The following is a 19,468-nucleotide window of genomic DNA, read 5'->3' as shown; positions in this document are numbered from 1 at the left end:
CCGTGGGTGGTGTGAAGACAATAATGCAATACAAAGCTCATCCATCCATGGCGTGATCTTATTATGATTCGATACTGACAAATTATAGAAAAACATGGCAAAAAACATCATCATCTGCTGCGACGGTACTTCCAATGATTTTGGGGAAAAACCATCCAATGTTGTACATCTCTTTACGGCTTTGGAGAAAAATCCTGAAAATCAGTTGGTGTATTACGACCCGGGAGTGGGTACCCCAAGTACCTATGACGCTTTTAATCCAATTACCAAAAAACTGAAGTATATATTGGGCCAGGCTTTTGGTTATGGACTCAGTAGCAATATCATGGAAGCCTATAAGTTCTTGATGGAGCATTACGAGGAAGGGGACCAGCTTTTCTTTTTTGGTTTTAGCAGAGGGGCCTATACGGTAAGGGCTCTTGCCGGCTTCATTGATGTATGTGGCCTACTGCATCCAAACTGTGAAAACCTGATACCCGAGGCCATGCAAATCTATTGGAACCAAAAATTCTCGAAGTATCCCAAAGACAGCACAGGAAAAGCTTTGGGCGACTCCATTTCAGGAAAATTCAAAAAAACATTTAGTCGTACTATAACAATTCATTTTCTCGGCCTTTGGGATACGGTTACCTCCGTAGGTTGGGTTTGGAATCCTGTGACTTTACAATCAACCACAACCAACAAAAGTGTTATCAACGTGCGCCATGCCATATCCATAGATGAACGGCGTGCATTTTTTCGGCAGAACAAGTGGGGCAAACCAAAAAATGAAACTCAGGATATTAGGCAAGTGTGGTTCGCCGGAGTCCATTGTGACGTAGGTGGCTCCTATGCACCGGAGAAATCCGGATTGAGCCATATTGCCCTGGAGTGGATGTTGGTAGAGGCTAGGAAAAAAGGGATTTATATTAAGGTGGACAAAGCAAAGGAACTCATACACCTAAAAATCAATGGTGAGGTAATCGACGATTTGCATTTACAACCAAAGAACAAATCATTAACCCGGATGTGGCATATAGCCGAATTATGGCCGAAATTGATCAAAAAAAACCGGGCCGCCAAAAAACAACGGGAGGCACGGAAAAAAAACACTTCAGTTCCAAAGGATAAATGGGTTTCCAGAGTATATTTCAATCTATGGCAGCATCGCTATATTTCACCTTTTGAAACGCATACATTGCATGAATCCGTTGTATTGAGGATGCAACAATTGGAAACATACCGACCAAAAAATTTGATGAAGATAGGTAGGGACATATCAGAAATCAAAGAAAAGTTTGAAATAGAAAAGTGGGAACGCCTTTGATAAAGAAGGATATCTCCCAAGTAAAAATGAGCTGATTTCTTGGAAAGTCCAGTTGAAAGTTTTTCAAACGGGTATATCATTCACTTAAATAACATCATATAAATCAATTTGATATGAAAGCGAGACAATACAAATCCAAGGACGTTAAAAAGCTTTTTGCCCTTTCGGGAAATCAATGCGCCGAACCTTCCTGCACACGAGAAATGATTTCGGAAGATGGTAACAATGTGCTGGGTGAAATAGCTCATATAGCTGCGGCCAGTTCCGAGGGGCCGCGATATAACCCCAATATGACTGACGACGATCGACGATCATTCGCAAATTTGATCCTGTTATGTGACGCACATCATAAGATGATCGATAATCCCGAAACGGTAGATAAATTCCCGGCTTCAAAAATCTTGGAATGGAAAAGCAAACATGAGGCAGGTCATAAGAGTACACCTCAACTGGATTCGGGCATTGAGAAATTAATATTGGAACATCTCAAAAAAATGGGCACTTCCACTAAAATTGTCCAGAACGCGGAAAAAATTTACAATATTGATAAGATTGATAACGCCAATTTTGACTAAATGTCCTTTTGGTTTCAAATACTCTTTCCTATGAAGGTAGCCCTATTATTATGCGTTTTTTTGTTTACTTTTTCTTTCGGCCTGAAATTAAATGCACAGACGTCTTTGCGCATAGACAAAAACGACACCATTACCCTTGCACAGGCCTACATCAATTTATCGCTGACCCAATTGTATTTGGACGAGCTGAGAGGTGGGCGCATCCAAAAAATACTCTCCTATGAAGAAAGTGAATTGAAGACCATAATGGATAAAAAGTTCATTCGCCGAAATGCGGGCCTACTTAATTTTGCACATGCCTTGCTTTTCTTGAATAGGACCAAATTACTCTATAGAGAAAGAACGGATGTTGATCGAGAAGGAATGGTGGAATGGAAAAATACGCTGGATAAGGCCAACGAACACTATGAAAATGCCATAAGAAAACCTGGTATATTTAGACGAATGGATACGTCATGGCATGGACTTATAAATTATAACGAGGCATCCAAGAGCGAATTAGCCAAGGCTATTGCCGAATTAAGACTTCAATTTACCCCGCTTTTCAATAATGATATTTATCCTGAATTCCAAAAGTTGTTCTACGATGCGAAACGATCCAATACTTACAATTTTTTAGGGCTATGGAGTAATGCGGCCACCTATAATCTATCCTTGGAGTTTTCGATTTTGAACGATTTGAATTTCAAATTATCCAGTATTGTACGGCCTTCATCACGAGATATCATTTATCAACTGGATATGAGGCATGATCTCATATCTAGATATATCCAACTTAAATATATTGCATCGGAAAGGAATACAAGGACTTTGAACAATCATGATCTAGAGCTGTTATATGGGAATTACGACAACTTTGTTGATGATGTCAAAAAGGAAAGGGACGTATTTATTCAAAAAGAACTCAATTCCGAAGTACGCGAAGCATTGTATAGGGAACTAAAGAAAAAATATCCTTATCAAAGATTGCATTTGTTGTACAGCATAGACTCTTTGCATACTGGACGGGATACGGATGCCGATGGAATCTACGACAAGAGCATAACGCACTATTTTTTCCCAAATCCTGCGCCTATGGCGTCGGCCGATCATGCTGTTACAAACTACAAATCTGGAATGACCACCTTGGGGGATGTTAATGGGCACATGGGGGGAATCCTTAAAACTGCCGGATATGAAGGTCAAATGCATTATTATTATCATGAACTCAATGGATTTGCCTTGACTACAAGTTTGGAAAAATTCAATACCGATGGCTCCAAAATAGAATCTGATGAGCGCTGGATAGATGGTCTAGGAAGCAATGACAAATTTTCGTACTACGAAATTTTTAAATCCCTGTTCTTTGAAATAGCATCCGAGTTTCGAATGTTCGCCTTTATTATTTCTTCTAAACGTATTAGTATGGGCAGTACCCCTCTTACCGCTGGTCTTGCGGAGGAGTTGTTGAAAAATAGTTATCCCACCCTTCCCGAGGATTTGAAAACACAAATAGTTCGCGATAAGAATCTGACTATTCTGGTATACCATTTTCATCAAAATGATATAGGTGAAGTTCCTGAGCTTAATCTTAGCAGAGACCTAAGTGCTTTAGAACATTTAAGGATAGCCAGTTTGGAAGATTTCATCGTTGATTAAAATGTCCTAAACGCCTACCCATTATAACGAATGGAATTTGGTGCGTTGGCCCTTACGGATTTTGAGCCACAAAGTCCTTCCATGGTAAATTACGATGAATCGTGTCTCCGGTCTTTAATATGATGTTAATATCATACCCTCCGGGGCAATAGCCATAGCCTAAATATCCAATTGAAAAAGACGATGTAGGCTCGGTAGAAATGCGACGTCGGTTAATGAATCCCGGGCAGAAGTAATAGTGGACTTCTTGGATTTCCAATTTCCTGAACGAAGGGACATCGATCCACATCAAATAGGTTCTGTTGCCGTTCTTCTCCTTGGGTCCTATGTATCCCCGGGGAACAATCAAGCTATCGATTGGAAGTGTTTGATCCATAGACAATTTCTCGTTCAGTAGGCTATCCTCTATATTTTCATATCGCTCCCTTCCCTGCATTACAAGTTTTAATAATTCCTGAGTTCTCTCCTTAGCTATACTTGCTTCCAAATTTTTCTGCTTAGCCAGTAATGTTTGTTCCTGAGCATCAATTGCCAGAAAAATGACCAATGTCGTAAAACCGATTAAAATGATGATAGCTCCTATTAAAATCCGTATTTTCCTTTTTTTGTTCTTATCGGCAATTTGCTTTTCAAGGTCTCTTTTTCGTTGCTCCTGAATGGCAATCGTACTTTCCCCTATCCTTTTTTGTAGCCCTACCGGGTAATCCAAACTTCGCTTAAAAGGTCTTAAATAATCAATTTCGTCCTGGCTCAAAAGACCTGTTCGCTCTTTATATACGCTATACACATCTGCGGCCTTTTCGCGAAGTTTCATTTCCTCGGTCAAGTTTTGCCCCACTACTAGGGCCAAGGAATCATGACTGATCTCATATTGGGTTTCGTCACCTATTTTCAATGAACGCAGAATGCGCCTTTTTTCCAACGCGTTCAATAGATCCGAAATTGGATTCTTAGATATCACTTTTTTATCATCCAAGTCGGCCATAATTGCTGGTTCACTCAGTTGAAGTTTGGTAAATTTTTCGGAAATCATGGCGGCCAAAAGTTCCAATGGAACTCCTTTGCCGAAAGTAAGATCCAACTCCTTCATCTGTTTTATCAAGAAGCTTTCTAGAATCCTTTCCAGATCGTCGTCCGCATGAATAAGGGAGGCACTTAAAAGGGGCAACCCATTCTCTTTTTTTACCTCTAGGGCGCGATCCCAAAGTTCCCCCAAGAATACCTGTACGTGCGACAATTCAATCTCTTTTTTCTTATCGGGAAGTCTGGATAAGATTTTTTCCGTTAGCTTTTGGCTATCATCAACGTTAAAAAAAGGCTTATAATCCGGCGCTTGCAGAATCTGAAAGATGACTTTTTCTACGTTTTTCCTGTCCATTTTCTCTACCCGAAAGCGATGCCGAAGAATACTTGGACAAAGCGATTCAAATTCCGAGAGATGGCCAATGAACTCCTCTCGCATGATAAGCACAATACGACATGGAAAATTGTGGTGAATAAGTTGGTTCAGACCAATGAAGAAATCACGTTTTTCATCGGTTTCACCGGATATCAACAGTTCCTCAAATTGATCGAACAATAGGTATATGGGTTGAAAGCGTTCCTTGAACAACTTATGGGCCGCTTCCGAAAACCCTATGGAACTGTCAACGGGCAATTGATTGGTGGCGTTAATATCGATTTTGGTCGTAAGTGCGCCATTGATGGCAGCAAAAATGGACTTACTAATATGGTCACCTTTTCGAATGGTCAGCGCGAACCAATCTGCGTCTGAAAAACGATTGCGTAGGCCACACTCTACTAAACTAGTTTTACCAGATCCAGAAGGTCCGTATGCCAAGAGGTGTTTTACACCGCTCAATGCATCATAAAGGTCCGTAGTCTCCGTATCCCTTCCAAAGAAAACTTTTTTGTCCGATTTCCGGTAAGAGTCCAGGAACTTAAAAGGTGATGGAGCCCGATTCATGATTTCCTAATTTTAAACGGGTTAAGCATCTCTTCCAGTTGCTCGAAGAGATCATCTAGACCAGCTAGGTCCGTATTGGTGGATTTTACCTCAAGGGTTGGGTACAACGTATTGTCATTCTCCTTATCCAAATCCAATTCCTTATTAAATGGGGAATAGTTATATTGTCTCTTACCTTTTTGATAGCCTGTAAAATAATATACTTCCGGTGTTTGTTTTTTATCCTCATCATCATAAACACTTTTGTCCAAAAGCAATGGGGTAAGGGATATGTAAGCAGTCTTGTCATCAATATTGCGCAAACAGCTGGCCAAGACGTTCCCTTTAAACAATAAAATGCTTTTACTATAAGTGAACGAACCTTTTACCTGGATAGACTTTGTGATATCTGCAACCCTTCCATCATTGTATATGCCGTAAAGTTCACCATACCGATGCAGGTAGGTTTCTTCAGAACCTATACGATAATTAAGATTGATGTCCTTAATGGACACTAGGCGGTAGTTGGCCAAGAAGGACAAATTCTTTAGCCAGAACACCAAGGCGGTGAGGTATTCTTCCAATAATTCTGGAAACCTTTCATCCTTTTCTATTGACCCTGAGAGTAAATTACGGCGCTGGGTATCCAGAAAACATGCGGTTCCGAATAAATCGGATTTTGTGTCCTTTAGATCGTGGACAAATTTATTTACCTCGCTTACAAAACCTGTATCGCCCAACAATTCGGTCGTTTCGAATAGAAGGCTGCTATAATCAAAATCTTTATATTCATCATCGCCCATCTGTATGAAAGCTGAAATAATATCCCTTTTGGGCTTATCTTCCATTACTAATACCTGTGCCACTTGTATATAACATAAATAGCGAAGCGAGGCCTGATAGGCCTCTACCATAAAGGAAAGACCATAGGGCGTTTTTTCCTGGCCAGGTGGAGTGCGCATTTTTAATAGAAAAACCTGTATCAGCCAATCATAGCTCTTGAAAACTTCGGTAGGGTCGTCCCCAACGGGTATTCCTTCCCTAAGCAAGGCCTTTACAAGACCTTTAATCCATTCGTCCCCTTCCCCGACTAAATTCTCGGATAATGTGACAGGTAAAGATCTGTCATACTCGGCCTTACCCATCAAAAAATCAAAATTCGCATGGGTAATCGTTCCGATATTATAAATCTTATCCGCAGTTTGAACGGATTTACTGGACAGTTTCTTCATGAATACCATCAAGGCATCCAATTTTTTCTCAATTTCCTGCGATTTACCGTTGACATCTATTGTAATGGAATCCTCCGTTACGCCTTGAATGATGATTTTATCATCTTCGTCTAAGGAACTCATAAATCGCCTTTTAACTAATAAACCAAGATTCGTCTAGATACCAAGCACTTGTCCGGACGGGTCACTCTTAGGTTTTGGGGTAAGGTCATTACAAAACCGGGACAAAAAACCTTCAAGTCGTCAACAACCAAGGTTTTGTAGGATAAATTAAGCAAAATTTCAGAGAATTCCTATATAAAATTAAGCGAGACTATGGAATAAAGGTTATGTTAGAGGAGTTTAAGGTAGGTTCCAATCCATGGGAAAGACCAAATGGCCTTCCACATTTCCTTTACAAAGAGCGCTCCTACTCCACTTTTTAGGTCTCAAAACGGTACAAAGTCCTTGAAAAGGTAATCTATTAGAATTTTATCTTTCACTTACAAGCTTATTGGAACTTTCGAATTCCCACCTCTGCTTTTCTTAAGGTTATATCTATCCAACATTTAGCCGAAACGCCATATCCTGGGCAGTAATAGCCAATTCCGCAGCTAGGAAGCAGTGGTCCTGTGGCATGGCCGTTTCCGTGCGTTCCACCACATCCGTGACCAATTGTTCGCCGTAGGGCATATACACATTGCTACAATCGAAATATTTGGTCTCTTTTTGATTTACAAGGAATAGGTGATTTCCGCCTTCGCGACCTGCTATGTCTATATACTTTCGCATTTCGATATATCCCTCGGTACCCAAAATAAAGGTTCGCCCGTCACCCCAGGTTCCCAGACCTTCCGGGGTGAACCAATCGATTCGGATATAACCGGTGGCATGCTTGCTACGGACACTCATATCACCAAAATCCTGATAATTCGGATAGTTTGGGATGTTAAAATTTCCGGTTTGTGCAAAACTGACCTCCGCCTCTTTGGAATCAGTATAGTAAAGGAATTGATCACATTGATGGGAGCCGATATCGCATAATATACCGCCTGCCCTATCCGGTTTAAAAAACCAATCCGGTCTACTTTCGGGTCGCATACGGTGAGGGCCCAGGCCTATAAGCTGAACCACTTTACCAATGGCCCCATCCTGTACCAGTTTCCCAGCCTGAACCGAAGCGGGATTGGCCAAACGCTCACTATAGGTAATGGAGTAAATACGCTGGGTCTCCTTTTGTACCTTCTTTACTTCACGGAGCTGCTCCAAAGTGACAATTCCAGGTTTGTCTGCCATAAAGTCCTTTCCCGATTTCATCACGCGAATCCCCAGTGGGGCACGATCAACCGGAATCGAGGCACTAGCCACCAGTTGTACCGAGGAATCCTGAATAATTTCATCTTCGCTCTTGGCTATTTTTGCTTGGGGATAACGTTTAGAAAAATTTTGCAGCAATTCTTGCTCCTTGGCATATACAGCTACCAAGGTCCCGCCTCCATCCAACAACGAATTGACCATCCCATAGATATGCCCATGATTGAGCCCTATTACCGAAAATCGGATCGTATGTTTTGGCTTGGTACGTCTTGGAGGCTTTACAACAATCTCTTCGGGTCGTGAAGTGGTGTGCAAGCCTTGCCCAAATAGTGAGGTGGGAATCATGGAAGCGGCAGCCAATCCTGCAGCTGAAGTAACCCCCTTGGACAAAAAATGTCTTCTGTTAAATTCCATAAACTTGGTTCGTTTTAAGAGTATAGGTAGGGATGAACCTAAAAGTAAGGAATTTCTTTTTATCTAAATATGGTACAGCTCAGTGTCAAAAAATTCAAACATCTAAATCCAGGGATTCGAAATCATCAGTGCTTTTTCCCGTATCCGTAACTGTATTGTTTAGAGTCTTTAGGACGTACGTCATTGAGTACGTAAGCCATATGGGTGAGCTTACCTTTATGGTGTAGTTCCTTGGAAAAATTCAAAAGCTTTTTATCGGTAAGGCCGGCCCGCATCACGTAAAGGGTAATATCCGCTTTCTTGGATATCAGTAAGGTATCCGCCACCAACATCGTTGGCGCTGTATCCACCACAATATAATCATATGTTTCCTTGGCAGCATCAATAAAGGTCTCAAAACCGCCATCCGACAACAATTGCGGTGCGTTAGGGGGAACAGGTCCACTTAGGCACACTTTGTGAAATCGGTTGTCATCCAATCCGGGATATACAAACTCGTTCCAATGTATCTTAGGATCTTTCAAATAATCCGACAATCCCTTGGTGTTTTTGCCCATGCCAAAGTAATCATACAATTTAGGACTACGTAGATCGGCATCCACCAGTAGAACTTTCTTGTTTAGACTGGCAAAGGCCACGGAAAGGTTGTAGGCCAATAGGCTCTTTCCTTCGCTTTCAATAGAGGAAGTCATATAAATAACCTTCCCTCCTTGTTGACCGGATTTTGGTAAAAAATAATTGACGTTGGTGGCCAAAATCCGGAAGGACTCCGCCAAAATAGATCGGTCGTGGGCGTCATGAAATTTTTTGACCTTCCGCAAATGGGGAATTTCACCCAAAAGTGAAATTTCCGAAGTGGCGAGTTCCATATCCGAGCTTCCCTCTATTTTGCTGTTCGCCGAGAATTTAATAAACAATACGGCAAAGGGCAAAACTAGGCCCATAAGCAAACCTATAGGATACACGATTCGTTTTTTAGGGGACAAGGGCTCATTACTGGTCAAGGCATAATCCACCACCTTTATGGAGGGTGCCGTGGTGGCATAGTTCATGGCGGCTTCCTCACGTTTTTGCAAGAGCAACAAAAAGAGGTTTTCCTTAATACTTTGTTGCCGCTCTATGGCTCGTAAGGTCTTTTCCTTTTCGGGAAGTCGGGAAAACATACTATTGGCCTGACTTTTTTCCCGATTCAATTGGCGCAAGGACAATTTTAATTGGGTCTGGTATACATTTAACGACCGTAGGATATTTACCTTAAGATTTTCCAATTGGCCCGAAAGTGTTACCAAGGTAGGATGATTGTCACCCACCGTGCTGATCAATTTTTCGCGCTCTATGGCCATTTCGTTATACTCCGCCACCAAAGAGTTGATTCCACTATTTTCCAATCCCACATCCACGGGCAGCAGCCCATAGGCCGATTGTCCCAGAACCGCATTTTTGAGTAGGGCCGCCAATGAGATCTGGGTCTCCAGATTGGTCACCTCATCTTGGGCCACCGCTTTTCGTTGTAAGGAAAAATCCACATCGGATTCAATGTAGGACAGATTGTTCAACCGCTTAAAGTCCTCTTTGCCTACTTCAATGGAATCCAGCTCCCCGGATAAATAGGCAAAACGCTCGTCTATAAATTCCAGGGTGCGTTTGGAGATCAACTGCCGGTCTATGATACCGTCCTGATTAAACTTATTAATCAATTCGTTGATAACGGTTTCCGATCGCTCCGGACTTTGCCCCTTTATGGAGAGGGAGAGCACCTCGCTCCTTTTATCTGTTGGTTGTACCTGCAATTTTTCGGACAGCGCAAATACGGCATCCTTGACGGACTTTAGGACCACCCTAAATTGAATCCCTTCATAGGCAATGGGTTGGGCATTTTCCAAAAAGGTAATATTAAAGGGGAGCTGTATGGGTACGGTATCCTTCTCCGCTAAACCAACCACCGTAGTCGCCCCGTCCATATTGGTAATTCGTGCTTCAAAGGCGTCCAGGCTAATGTCATAGACCCGGGGTTGCCCTATGCTGTCCTCGGCAATCAATTTGGTAATGGCAAAAGGAGGATTCCAAATTTCCGTCGTCTTTATATTTCCTTTTTGGAAATAGGACACATCTAGATTTAGAGCCTCTACTACCTGTCCTAAAATGCGGTAGGATTTTAGGACCTGAATCTCGTTATCCAAGTTAATACCGGGATTTCCGCTGAGCAGGGCCATGGGATCTACCGTAATATCCATTTCCTTGGCCTCGTCAATAATCTTGATCTTGGCTGAGGATTCGTAGACTATGGGCGCGTAGCGCATATAGGCATAAGCCCCTCCTAGGCAGATCAAAATGCCCAGTACAAACCAGGGCCAATAGCGAAGATATTTTTGGGCCACCTCCCAAAGGTTGACAGATTCCTCTGTTTCGTCATAGTCCAAACTGAAGGGTGATTCCGCCATGCGTTTTTTCAGATTAAAAATGTGGGGTAAAAATACGGAAACAATCTTGAAAAGACAGCCTAGGATGGGCATTTCCAGACCAAAATACCTTACCGTTCATCGATAGTGCCCCATGGGTCCTGGGGTTTGGCATTCTATAGATTTTTGTTGAAGCTAGCGCCCTCTTTTTCCACGGCAACAAAAGTAAGTAGTTAAGTATGGATAGTGCCGTTTTTAGGGCTTAACTTCCTTTTGAAGGTAATCTGCAATAACTTCGGCGATCAGCTCCCTCCCGTAATCGTTCCAATGTTTATCATAGACCAAGGTCACCGGGGCCTTGGCGTTTTGGAAAACCTCCGAAAAATCAAGATACCTGATGCCGTTTTCATCGCAAAAATCCAAAAAGCGACCATCCGTGACCCGACTATCCAATAAGAGTATCGTTTTTTCGGTATGCCAACCATATGTGGCTATTAACTTTTTAAAGTTGTCAATACGTTCCGTAACCGAACTTACGCCCATTTCCGGAACGGCTACATCCCCATGGTCCCTGCCCCTAATAAAGTTCAACCCCTTCCAAATGGCGCCGGCTATATTCTTTATGGGCAATGTCATACCATAATTGGATCCATAAACCCAAAGTTTACAATTTTCCCGAATCCTAAAGGGTAGGGTCTTCAGCATCCGAACCAATTCGTAATCTGCCCGATGTTTACGGGAATCAAAGTCGTTTCTAAATTTCATATATAGAATGACCTTATCTATTTTGTCAAACCGATCCCTATAGGCATCTACCAGATGCATTTGATAAGCCATGGTAGCACCCGTATACCCGTATTCAAAGACTTCCACCTTGGGCAAGCGGTCTTCTATCTTTTTCCCCAGTGAATTGTCATAATCCTGGTGAAAACCCTCGATAAAGGAATCCCCGACCAAGGCCACTTCATATTTGTCCTCACTGGGCTCAAACTCTCGATAGGAATTAAACCCGGAACCATTAATGGAAAAATGGGTAAAATGCTGACGGCGATTACCCTTAACGTAATGTCCTTTACTTCCGGGTACTCGTTTCTCCACCCCAAATTCATCGATCATTTTTGGGGGATCGTCCGCATGTAAGTGAAAGGCCCGGACCAAAAGTTCCAGAGCCAACAGGATTAGGCCCAAATACACTACCGATTTCAGGACAAACTTTTTCATTCCCGTCAAAATTGAAAATAAATAAAGGAGCGGTTTACCCCATCGTCATAAAACAACAACATGGCAAAAATAACCAATACATAAAGTACAAACCGAACCACCGGGGATTTAAAATGAAACGGATTCCGTTCATTTTTGCGGATCCTGTACTCATATACCACAAAAAGCAGCATCAGTACATAATAATCGATCATACGGTACCCCACGGGATGGGTATAGGCCGCTATCCGAACATCGGTAAAGATTCCCTGGATATAGCCAAAGGCGTCCGTAAGGGTAGGGGATCGGAAAAAAATCCGGGAAAAGGTCACTAGGCCAAAGGTCAGCAATACTTGGCCTATTTCCTTTACTGAAGGCAAAAAGGAGTTTTGTCCAATAACACTTTCCATATAGATCCGATTCCGTTTCAATAAAAAAACCGGGATAAACAGAAGCGCATGAAAACCGCCCCAAAAAACAAAAGTCCAATTGGCGCCATGCCAAAGCCCGCTTACCAGAAAAACCACGGCAATATTGAAAACCGCCCGCCGTTTGCTCACCCGGGAACCTCCCAAGGGGATATATACATAATGCCGAAACCAGGTAGAAAGGGATACGTGCCAGCGTTGCCAATATTCCGCTACATTTCTTGAAAAATGGGGAAATCGAAAATTGGACATCAACTCTATTCCAAAAAGTTTGGCGGTACCAATGGCAATATCCGAATAGCCGCTAAAGTCCCCATAGACCTGAAAGCTAAACATGACCACGCCTAAAATCAGCGTAGAACTTGGATAGGTACCATAATGGGCAAAGATATCATCCACCATGGGTGCCAGGGAATCCGCAATGACCAACTTTTTGAACAGGCCCCATAAGATAAGTTTAAGTCCATCGGCGGCCTGGGTATAGTGAAACTTCCTGGACCGTTCTATTTGGTGCAACAGGTTGGATGCCCGTTCTATGGGCCCGGCCACCAATTGTGGAAAAAAGGAGACGAAGGCCGCAAAGGCCACAAAATTGGTCGTGGGTTTTAATCTGCGATAATAGATATCAAAGGAATAGGACAAGGTCTGAAAGGTGTAGAAGGATATCCCTACTGGTAAAATGATGTTCAAGGTATAGCTACTTTCCGGGGTATACCCTAGGGCCTGAAGGCCATCCACAAAGGAGTCCACAAAAAAATTGTAGTACTTAAAAAAACCCAACAGCCCCAAATTGGCCATGACACTTAGCATAAGCCAGGCCTTGGCCCTTCTACGATCGTCCAGATGCACATAAATGCGTTGGCCTACCACATAATCCACCACTGTACTAAAAGCGATCAACCCCAGGAAACGCCAGTCCCACCAGGCATAAAAGAGATAGGACGCACCAATTAAAAAGAGGTTTTGGGCTTTCGGGCGTATTTGGGTTATTCCCCAATAGCATAGGAATGCTATTGGTAGAAAAAGCGCGAACTGTACCGAGTTAAAAAGCACCTGGAAATTCTTTTTATCCTACTAAAAATTTACCAAGCTTTGTTGAGGGGGGTTTCCAAAACTTTCTTTTTTCCGAGCTGCAAATAAACCCAAATACCCTCGGTTTACCAATAAAAAGCAAAAAATTTGGATAAAAAACATTTTGGACTAGTTTGCTCAATTTTCTTTCCACAACTTTTCCCAACCCAAGTCAGCAAAACAGGGGCCTTGGGTAGCTTCGGAGTATTTGATATCGTTGTGGTAGCCATTCCATTCCAAAATTTGCACCTGCCCCTTTTGATCAATGGCCAGGTCCCAACCTATGCTACCTATATAAGGTACTTTAGCATGCAATTCTTTACACAGGGCCTTGGCCTCATTAAAATGGGGGATAGTTTTGTTTTTGAAGGCCATTTGGGTATCCGGATGTTGGTAAACGGACCTCCAATTGTTCAAATGGCCATATTCGGCAAGCTCCCCGGAACTGATGTCTATACCTACCTTGACCTGAGATTGGGATTGTACATGGGTCTCTCCCGAACGGCCCATTCTCAAATAGGCGGCCCTAACGGAAGCCTGGTGGCTTAAATGCAACACTGTTGTGATACGAAGGGTCGCCGTAGCCGCCCCAAAATCTTCAAAAAAGGGATGGTGCGGTATATACCTTTGAAACACCCCATTGCCCAATTTTACGATTTGCTCGAGATTAAAATTTTTCCTTTGAATCAGATAAACCCCTTTCCCCTGAAACGATTGGTCCCTTTTAAATATCACTAGGTCACCTTTGGAAAAGATGATTTCCTGTATTTCACCGGAGCTCAAAACACTTAAATCTTTGGAAAGCCACTGCCCGTTTACGTAATAGCCCAAATCGGGAAATTGCTTTGTTTCAAAGAAGGCATTACTATGAAGTTTAGCAAACGATAGCTTTCCATAGGCGCCTTGTATTTTGGGGACCACCACCTGTCCGTAATAATTATCCGGAATCCAACCTTCCTTAAAGGTCCCGTTTACTACGGAATACACATATAGCCAGGGGGCATACCGCTTAGCCCCGAAAATGTCCTGGGCATATTCCATAGCTTTTTTCTTTAGGGGTGGGGAAAGTCTGCCTTTTTCTTTCTCAATGCGGCGTAGTATTTCTTTTGCCTCCCTTTTGTGCGAAAAGTGAAATCGGTAGATTTCCGCTTTGCTCAGGATCGATTTTAGGGAATGGATTACTTTCATTGTATACGAACTAAGGCCAAGGTTTTTGGATTATAGCAGACCCTTTTTAAAAAGTTTATAAGAGAATACTTCCAAAATGAACTTTGGCGTAGAAACCAAATTTCGTTCTGCCAACCGCTTGGGCTCCTTGAGGAAACGCGGCAACCACTCCAAGCCCAGTTTTATCCAGAAGGGATGCGATCTTTTTACCGTACCTGCATAAAAATCAAAGACCGCACCAATGGAACAAATAATGGCCGGCGAGAGTTCCGCTTTGTTTTGGTATACCCACTTTTCCTGTTTTGGAGCCGTCATTCCCACGAATAGCACATGGGCACCGGAAGCTCTAATTTTGGCACACATGGCATGGCTCTCCTCCCAATCAAATTCCGGTTTATAGGGCGGGGAATACGTATATACCTGGATATTGGGATATTCTTGCCGGGCACGTGCCTTGATCAAGGCCAAGGTGTCTTTGGAAGCCCCTAAAAAAAAACAAGAACCCGATATTTCGTTCAAATATGCCATAATATGGATAAAGATATCATAGCCCGCAATTTTTGATATCTTTTGTTTATTTAGCGTTCTTGCGGCCCAAACGATCCCGATGCCGTCTGGCACCAACTGATCGGAATCCTGTAAAGCGGTCTCAAATGCACGGTCTTTACGGGCCATACAGTAACTATGGGGGTTTAGGGTATTGATGATCATTTTACCCTCCAAGGACAATGCTGGGTAAGTATGGGCAATGTTAAAACCAAGTAATTGCATTTAGATTAATTTTTCCATAATGTTATGAAAGCGTGTTTCAAAGGCCTCCAAGGTAAAATGTTCTTCGTAGCGCTTTCTCCCCGCTCGTCCCATTTTCATACGTAGTTCTGGATTACGGATCAATAGTTCCAATTTTTTGGCTAGGGCCTCGGGGCTTTCCTTTTCCACTAAAAAGCCCGTCTCACCTTCCTTAACCACATCGGGAATCCCTCCTTCAAAAGTTGAAACAATAGGCAAGGAAAATTGCATCGCCTCCAAATTAACAAGTCCAAATGTTTCATTTGGATAATACGTTGGAAACACAAAAATATCGGATTTAGCATAAGCCTCCTCCTTATCGATACCATATTTTCTACCGGCATACTCCACAATTCCATCCAAGCCCAGATTTTTAATCCTATTATGGAATTGGTCAATCTCAATGTCACCTTGGCTACCAATGAAAGTACAATGAAATTGAAGATTCTTTTTTTGAAGAAGTCTACAGGCTTCTAGCAAAACAAAGACTCCTTTGGACTCGATCATGTTGGATAAAAATAATAAGCGAACAGGTCCTGTACAGATTCTCTGTCCATGCTCTATTTTCATATTTGGAGGTATCCCATTTGGACAAAAATGTACTCTTTCTTTAGGGACATATTTTTTTACATCGTAGTATAGATGTTCTGAAAGCAAAATTACCTCTGATTTTCTAAAAACCATTTTATATAGTAAATGGTCCCACCATCTGGTTTGCTTTCGCGATACCCCTTTGTTGTGGAAATGGAATACCACCTTTTTCCGAAACCATTTGGCAAGCAAGACAATAAAGGCATCCTTATAAAACCCGGCACCTGAAGCCGTAAGGGTAATATAGACCAATTGGGGTTTGTGCCTCTGAAGATGTTCAAAGGTCTGTTTTAAAATTGTAAGGAATCGCTTTATTTTTGACCATCCTCCCTGTCCTATCTCATGGACACTGGTAGAGGTGCCCAAATTAATATAAAACAAGTCAAAGCTATCGTTGATCAATTTGCTTTCCATAATATATTGCCCCACCATGGCCGCACCATGTACTGGAGGTGGATAGTGGAGAACAGATAAAATCTTTTTGGCTTTCTTTTCCTTTTGCTGCAATAGTATGTCATACAAAGCCAGCACATTTTCATACACCTTTTCCCTGGTGTACCAGGTATCGGCCTTTATTCTTGCCTTAGCCCCCAAGGCCTTACATTTTTCCGAATGGTCATAGAGCTCCCTGATTGCCTTGGCCAAACCAATGGCATCACCGGGTTCTACCAACAAACCATTCTCTCCGTGGTCTATGATGGCGGACATTGCGCCCAAGTTACTGGCAATAATAGGTCGTGCGTGTTTCATAGCCCGGGTTATCACATTGGGAAATCCTTCATACCACTTGCTGGGAACCACTACCATCTTGGATTCACCAAAGGCCTTATCCAACTCTTTTCCGGACAAGTACCCTTTCCATGTTACGTTTTCCGGGGAACCGGATTTTAAATGGACGTAAGATTTTGGAATACTTCCAGCCACTACAAAAGGAATTTTGGGCAATAAACGGGCCGCTTCCAAAAACTCAAGTATCCCCTTTTCCCTACTTATCCTTCCAATAAAGGAGACGTATTTTGGGATTAGAAGTTCGTCTTGACTATAATCCACGGGGGTTAATCCGGGAACAATGAATAACTTCTCGGGCGGGATGCCATTGTCCATAAATTTTTGGCGCTGAAAAGCGGTCTGTACAATATAGGCATCCATGGTTTTGGTAACCCCCCAAACTGTTCGCGCCAAAAAATTCCGTAGGGCATACCCAATACTCTTGGGAATATCTTCCTCGCAGTTTTTGGCAATACAATTCCATTCCCGAGTACCACTCAAACACTTTTCACAGATCGTCCCTTTCGGGTCTAAATGCAACCCATTGGGACAAAACAACCGGTAATTGGGGCAGCGCATGACCAGAGGGATACGCCTCCGCTTTATAGTTCTTATAATGCCTGGGGAAATAAAGGGATACAAGTTCTGTACCTGGACGATATCCGGTTGAAACTCATCCAAAATACCCTTAAGTTCCTTTACCGCTCCGGGATTGTACATGCCCGAAAAAAAGGCTTGTACCTTCTTCCAAAAGGAATCGCTAATGACATCCGAAAATCGCCGAAACCACTTCACCTCATGTCCATTGGCAACTAATACTTCCCGTAGGGCTTCGGCGGCCTGTTCCTCGCCACTGGTGTTGCTGGCATAATTGTTATGGATAAAGAGTATTTTCAATGGGCTTGCAATTTGGGATTGTCTTTATCCAATTGTACCCAGCTTCCGAACTCAAAATCCTTTTCCACCGGATCAAAAACACCAAAGCCATTACAAGGATAGAAGGTCATCTCCCCAAAATAGATATGACCCTCCACATTATAGAAATCGACTCGGACAAACTTGAATCCTTGGGCCAAGGTCCGCGCCAATTGCGTCATGGTTTCGAGATTTTTAGGTTTGTACAAATCTTCTTTTGCCTGAGGGTACCACAATCCGAAGGGAAGCCGGTTCCATTCCAAGTCATAGAAATTAAGTGTATGGTTTACAAAGCGATCACGATCAATCTGAATGTGTTTGGGTTCTCCATGGAAACAATGGTATTTAAAATCTACCAAAGCGCTTTCATGTGCATTGGCGAGGTATTGCTCACAAATGATTCTTGGAGGCACCTTATCGTAAGCATGTTCGCCCCATAGTTTGTAAAAATTGGTAGATAACCATTTACGCATGGTTTTTTTAGCATTGCTAATGTCAAATTGGGATTTGTCTGTACATATCAAGATCATATCGGCACCATGGGTTCCTTTAAGGACAAAGGATTTGGGCAAGATATTGAAATCAATATCTTCTACCTGTTCATATACCCCATACAATGTATTAAGGTATTGGGCACCAATCTTTTTACCTACATAATCGCGTACGGCGTATTTGTCTACCAATTGGGTATATATGGGGGCCCGATCGCATAAATTCTGCCAGATGATCTTGGCCATTAAGGTATCCGGGGCTTTAAGGTTAAGTCGTCTTTTAAAGGTAAAATAATAGCGGATTTGGTAATATTGCTCATCAGAAGTTAACTTACGTAGAATTCGTAAGGCATATCGCTTTACCATGGTTTTAAGTGGGCTTTCTTTGGTGTTCATAATTTTGTACTATAAAGCACATCCCTTTAAATAATACTTTATCTTCAAAATCTTATTCTTTGTTTTCAAAACTAACTTTATGATCCTAAAAAAACTTTTGCCAAATTTTGGATGAACCGCCCTACTTTTTTCATCTATTACATGTTGTTCCCTACTATGCTGAGGATTTTGATACCCTGTTAAAATCTGAGCCGATGTTTTGTTATCCTCGGAAATTCTAAATTTGACAAAAAAATCATTTAACCTCTTAACTTTCAAATGATTCCTACACCGTAAAAACCATTCCGCATCCATCATATAATGAAAAGATGTATCCAATGGGTTATCTAAAAGTATTTCCTTCCTAAAAAGAGTCCCTGTTGTGGGTGGCACATACACTCCAAAAACAATTGCCATTCTGGAAAACCTGTTAAAGAACTGCCTCCTAACGATTTCACCATTTTTATTGTTGAAAAAAGTCATATGCCCATATATCACATTAGAATCGGGTTTCTTTTCAATGTATTCTACATATTTATTTAAGGCATTAGGCAATAAAACGTCGTCAGCGTTTAACCATAAAATCCAATTTCCCTTGGCTTTTTTAAAGCCTTTGTTTAAAGCCTCACTTTGTCCTTTGTCAGATTCAGAAATCCATACTAGATGAGTGTATTTCTTTAATATGTTAAGTGTTTCATCAGTAGAACCACCATCAATAATTATATGTTCATATCGCGTGTGATCCTGTGACAAAACCGAACAAATCATTTCCTCAATAAATTGTCCTTGGTTTAATGATGGCGTTACTATTGATATTTCCAAATTAGGCTTTTCGATGAGCGGAGAAATTTATCTTAAAAAATTTAGT

14 protein-coding genes are annotated in these 19,468 nt (G+C 42.0%); 3 read left to right on the top strand and 11 right to left on the bottom strand.

Annotated elements, in window-relative coordinates; all coding sequences use genetic code 11:
- Window positions 1-94: 94 nt before the first annotated feature.
- From D7Z94_RS15990 to D7Z94_RS15980, 3 genes are all read left to right on the top strand, one after another.
- A complete protein-coding gene (locus tag D7Z94_RS15990) occupies window positions 95-1,306 on the top strand; it encodes a T6SS phospholipase effector Tle1-like catalytic domain-containing protein (RefSeq protein WP_120712586.1) in 1,212 nt (403 codons plus the stop codon).
- A gap of 113 nt (window positions 1,307-1,419) precedes the next feature.
- Window positions 1,420-1,881 carry an HNH endonuclease gene (locus D7Z94_RS15985; RefSeq protein WP_120712585.1) on the top strand — a complete coding sequence of 154 codons (462 nt, stop codon included), beginning with the start codon at window positions 1,420-1,422 and terminating at the stop codon, window positions 1,879-1,881.
- A 30-nt stretch (window positions 1,882-1,911) separates the two neighbouring features.
- Window positions 1,912-3,519, top strand: a complete 1,608-nt coding sequence (locus tag D7Z94_RS15980; RefSeq protein ID WP_147415913.1) for a hypothetical protein — start codon at window positions 1,912-1,914, stop codon at window positions 3,517-3,519.
- 52 nt (window positions 3,520-3,571) lie between these two features.
- Here D7Z94_RS15980 and D7Z94_RS15975 read toward each other — a convergent pair whose 3' ends face one another.
- The 11 genes from D7Z94_RS15975 to D7Z94_RS15925 form a co-directional block, all read right to left on the bottom strand.
- Entirely contained in the window at window positions 3,572-5,485 is a 1,914-nt protein-coding gene (locus D7Z94_RS15975; RefSeq protein WP_120712583.1) for an ATP-binding protein, read from the bottom strand.
- The gene (locus D7Z94_RS15970; RefSeq protein WP_120712582.1) at window positions 5,482-6,819 is read right to left on the bottom strand and encodes a hypothetical protein; all 1,338 of its coding nucleotides are present in this window, start codon (window positions 6,817-6,819) and stop codon (window positions 5,482-5,484) included. The genes D7Z94_RS15975 and D7Z94_RS15970 overlap by 4 nt, the downstream gene beginning before the upstream one ends.
- A 414-nt stretch (window positions 6,820-7,233) precedes the next feature.
- Window positions 7,234-8,406: a Gfo/Idh/MocA family protein gene (locus tag D7Z94_RS15965; RefSeq protein WP_120712581.1), complete on the bottom strand. Its 1,173-nt coding sequence runs from the start codon at window positions 8,404-8,406 to the stop codon at window positions 7,234-7,236.
- Between the two features lie 125 nt (window positions 8,407-8,531).
- Entirely contained in the window at window positions 8,532-10,847 is a 2,316-nt protein-coding gene (locus D7Z94_RS15960) for a GumC family protein (protein WP_158594658.1), read from the bottom strand.
- Between the two features lie 213 nt (window positions 10,848-11,060).
- A complete protein-coding gene (locus D7Z94_RS15955) occupies window positions 11,061-12,026 on the bottom strand; it encodes a hypothetical protein (protein ID WP_120712579.1) in 966 nt (321 codons plus the stop codon).
- A 5-nt stretch (window positions 12,027-12,031) separates the two neighbouring features.
- Entirely contained in the window at window positions 12,032-13,486 is a 1,455-nt protein-coding gene (locus D7Z94_RS15950; RefSeq protein ID WP_120712578.1) for an MBOAT family O-acyltransferase, read from the bottom strand.
- Window positions 13,487-13,642: 156 nt separating this feature from the next.
- Window positions 13,643-14,692, bottom strand: a complete 1,050-nt coding sequence (locus D7Z94_RS15945) for a sugar-transfer associated ATP-grasp domain-containing protein (RefSeq protein ID WP_120712577.1) — start codon at window positions 14,690-14,692, stop codon at window positions 13,643-13,645.
- Window positions 14,693-14,722: 30 nt separating this feature from the next.
- A complete protein-coding gene (locus tag D7Z94_RS15940; RefSeq protein WP_120712576.1) occupies window positions 14,723-15,442 on the bottom strand; it encodes a WecB/TagA/CpsF family glycosyltransferase in 720 nt (239 codons plus the stop codon).
- Window positions 15,443-17,716: a glycosyltransferase family 4 protein gene (locus D7Z94_RS15935; RefSeq protein ID WP_120712575.1), complete on the bottom strand. Its 2,274-nt coding sequence runs from the start codon at window positions 17,714-17,716 to the stop codon at window positions 15,443-15,445. It abuts the gene before it with no gap.
- Complete coding sequence (locus tag D7Z94_RS15930) at window positions 17,713-18,621, bottom strand: ATP-grasp fold amidoligase family protein (RefSeq protein WP_245967224.1); 909 nt, start codon at window positions 18,619-18,621, stop codon at window positions 17,713-17,715. The genes D7Z94_RS15935 and D7Z94_RS15930 overlap by 4 nt, the downstream gene beginning before the upstream one ends.
- 9 nt (window positions 18,622-18,630) lie before the next feature.
- Window positions 18,631-19,422 (bottom strand): glycosyltransferase family 2 protein, encoded by a 792-nt coding sequence (locus tag D7Z94_RS15925; protein ID WP_158594657.1) that lies wholly within the window; start codon window positions 19,420-19,422, stop codon window positions 18,631-18,633.
- Between the last annotated feature and the right edge of the window lie 46 nt (window positions 19,423-19,468).

This window comes from Ulvibacterium marinum (assembly GCF_003626755.1).
Classification (GTDB): domain Bacteria; phylum Bacteroidota; class Bacteroidia; order Flavobacteriales; family Flavobacteriaceae; genus Ulvibacterium; species Ulvibacterium marinum.
Note: the sequence above shows the minus strand (reverse complement) of the source record. Positions and strands in the feature narration are given on the sequence as shown.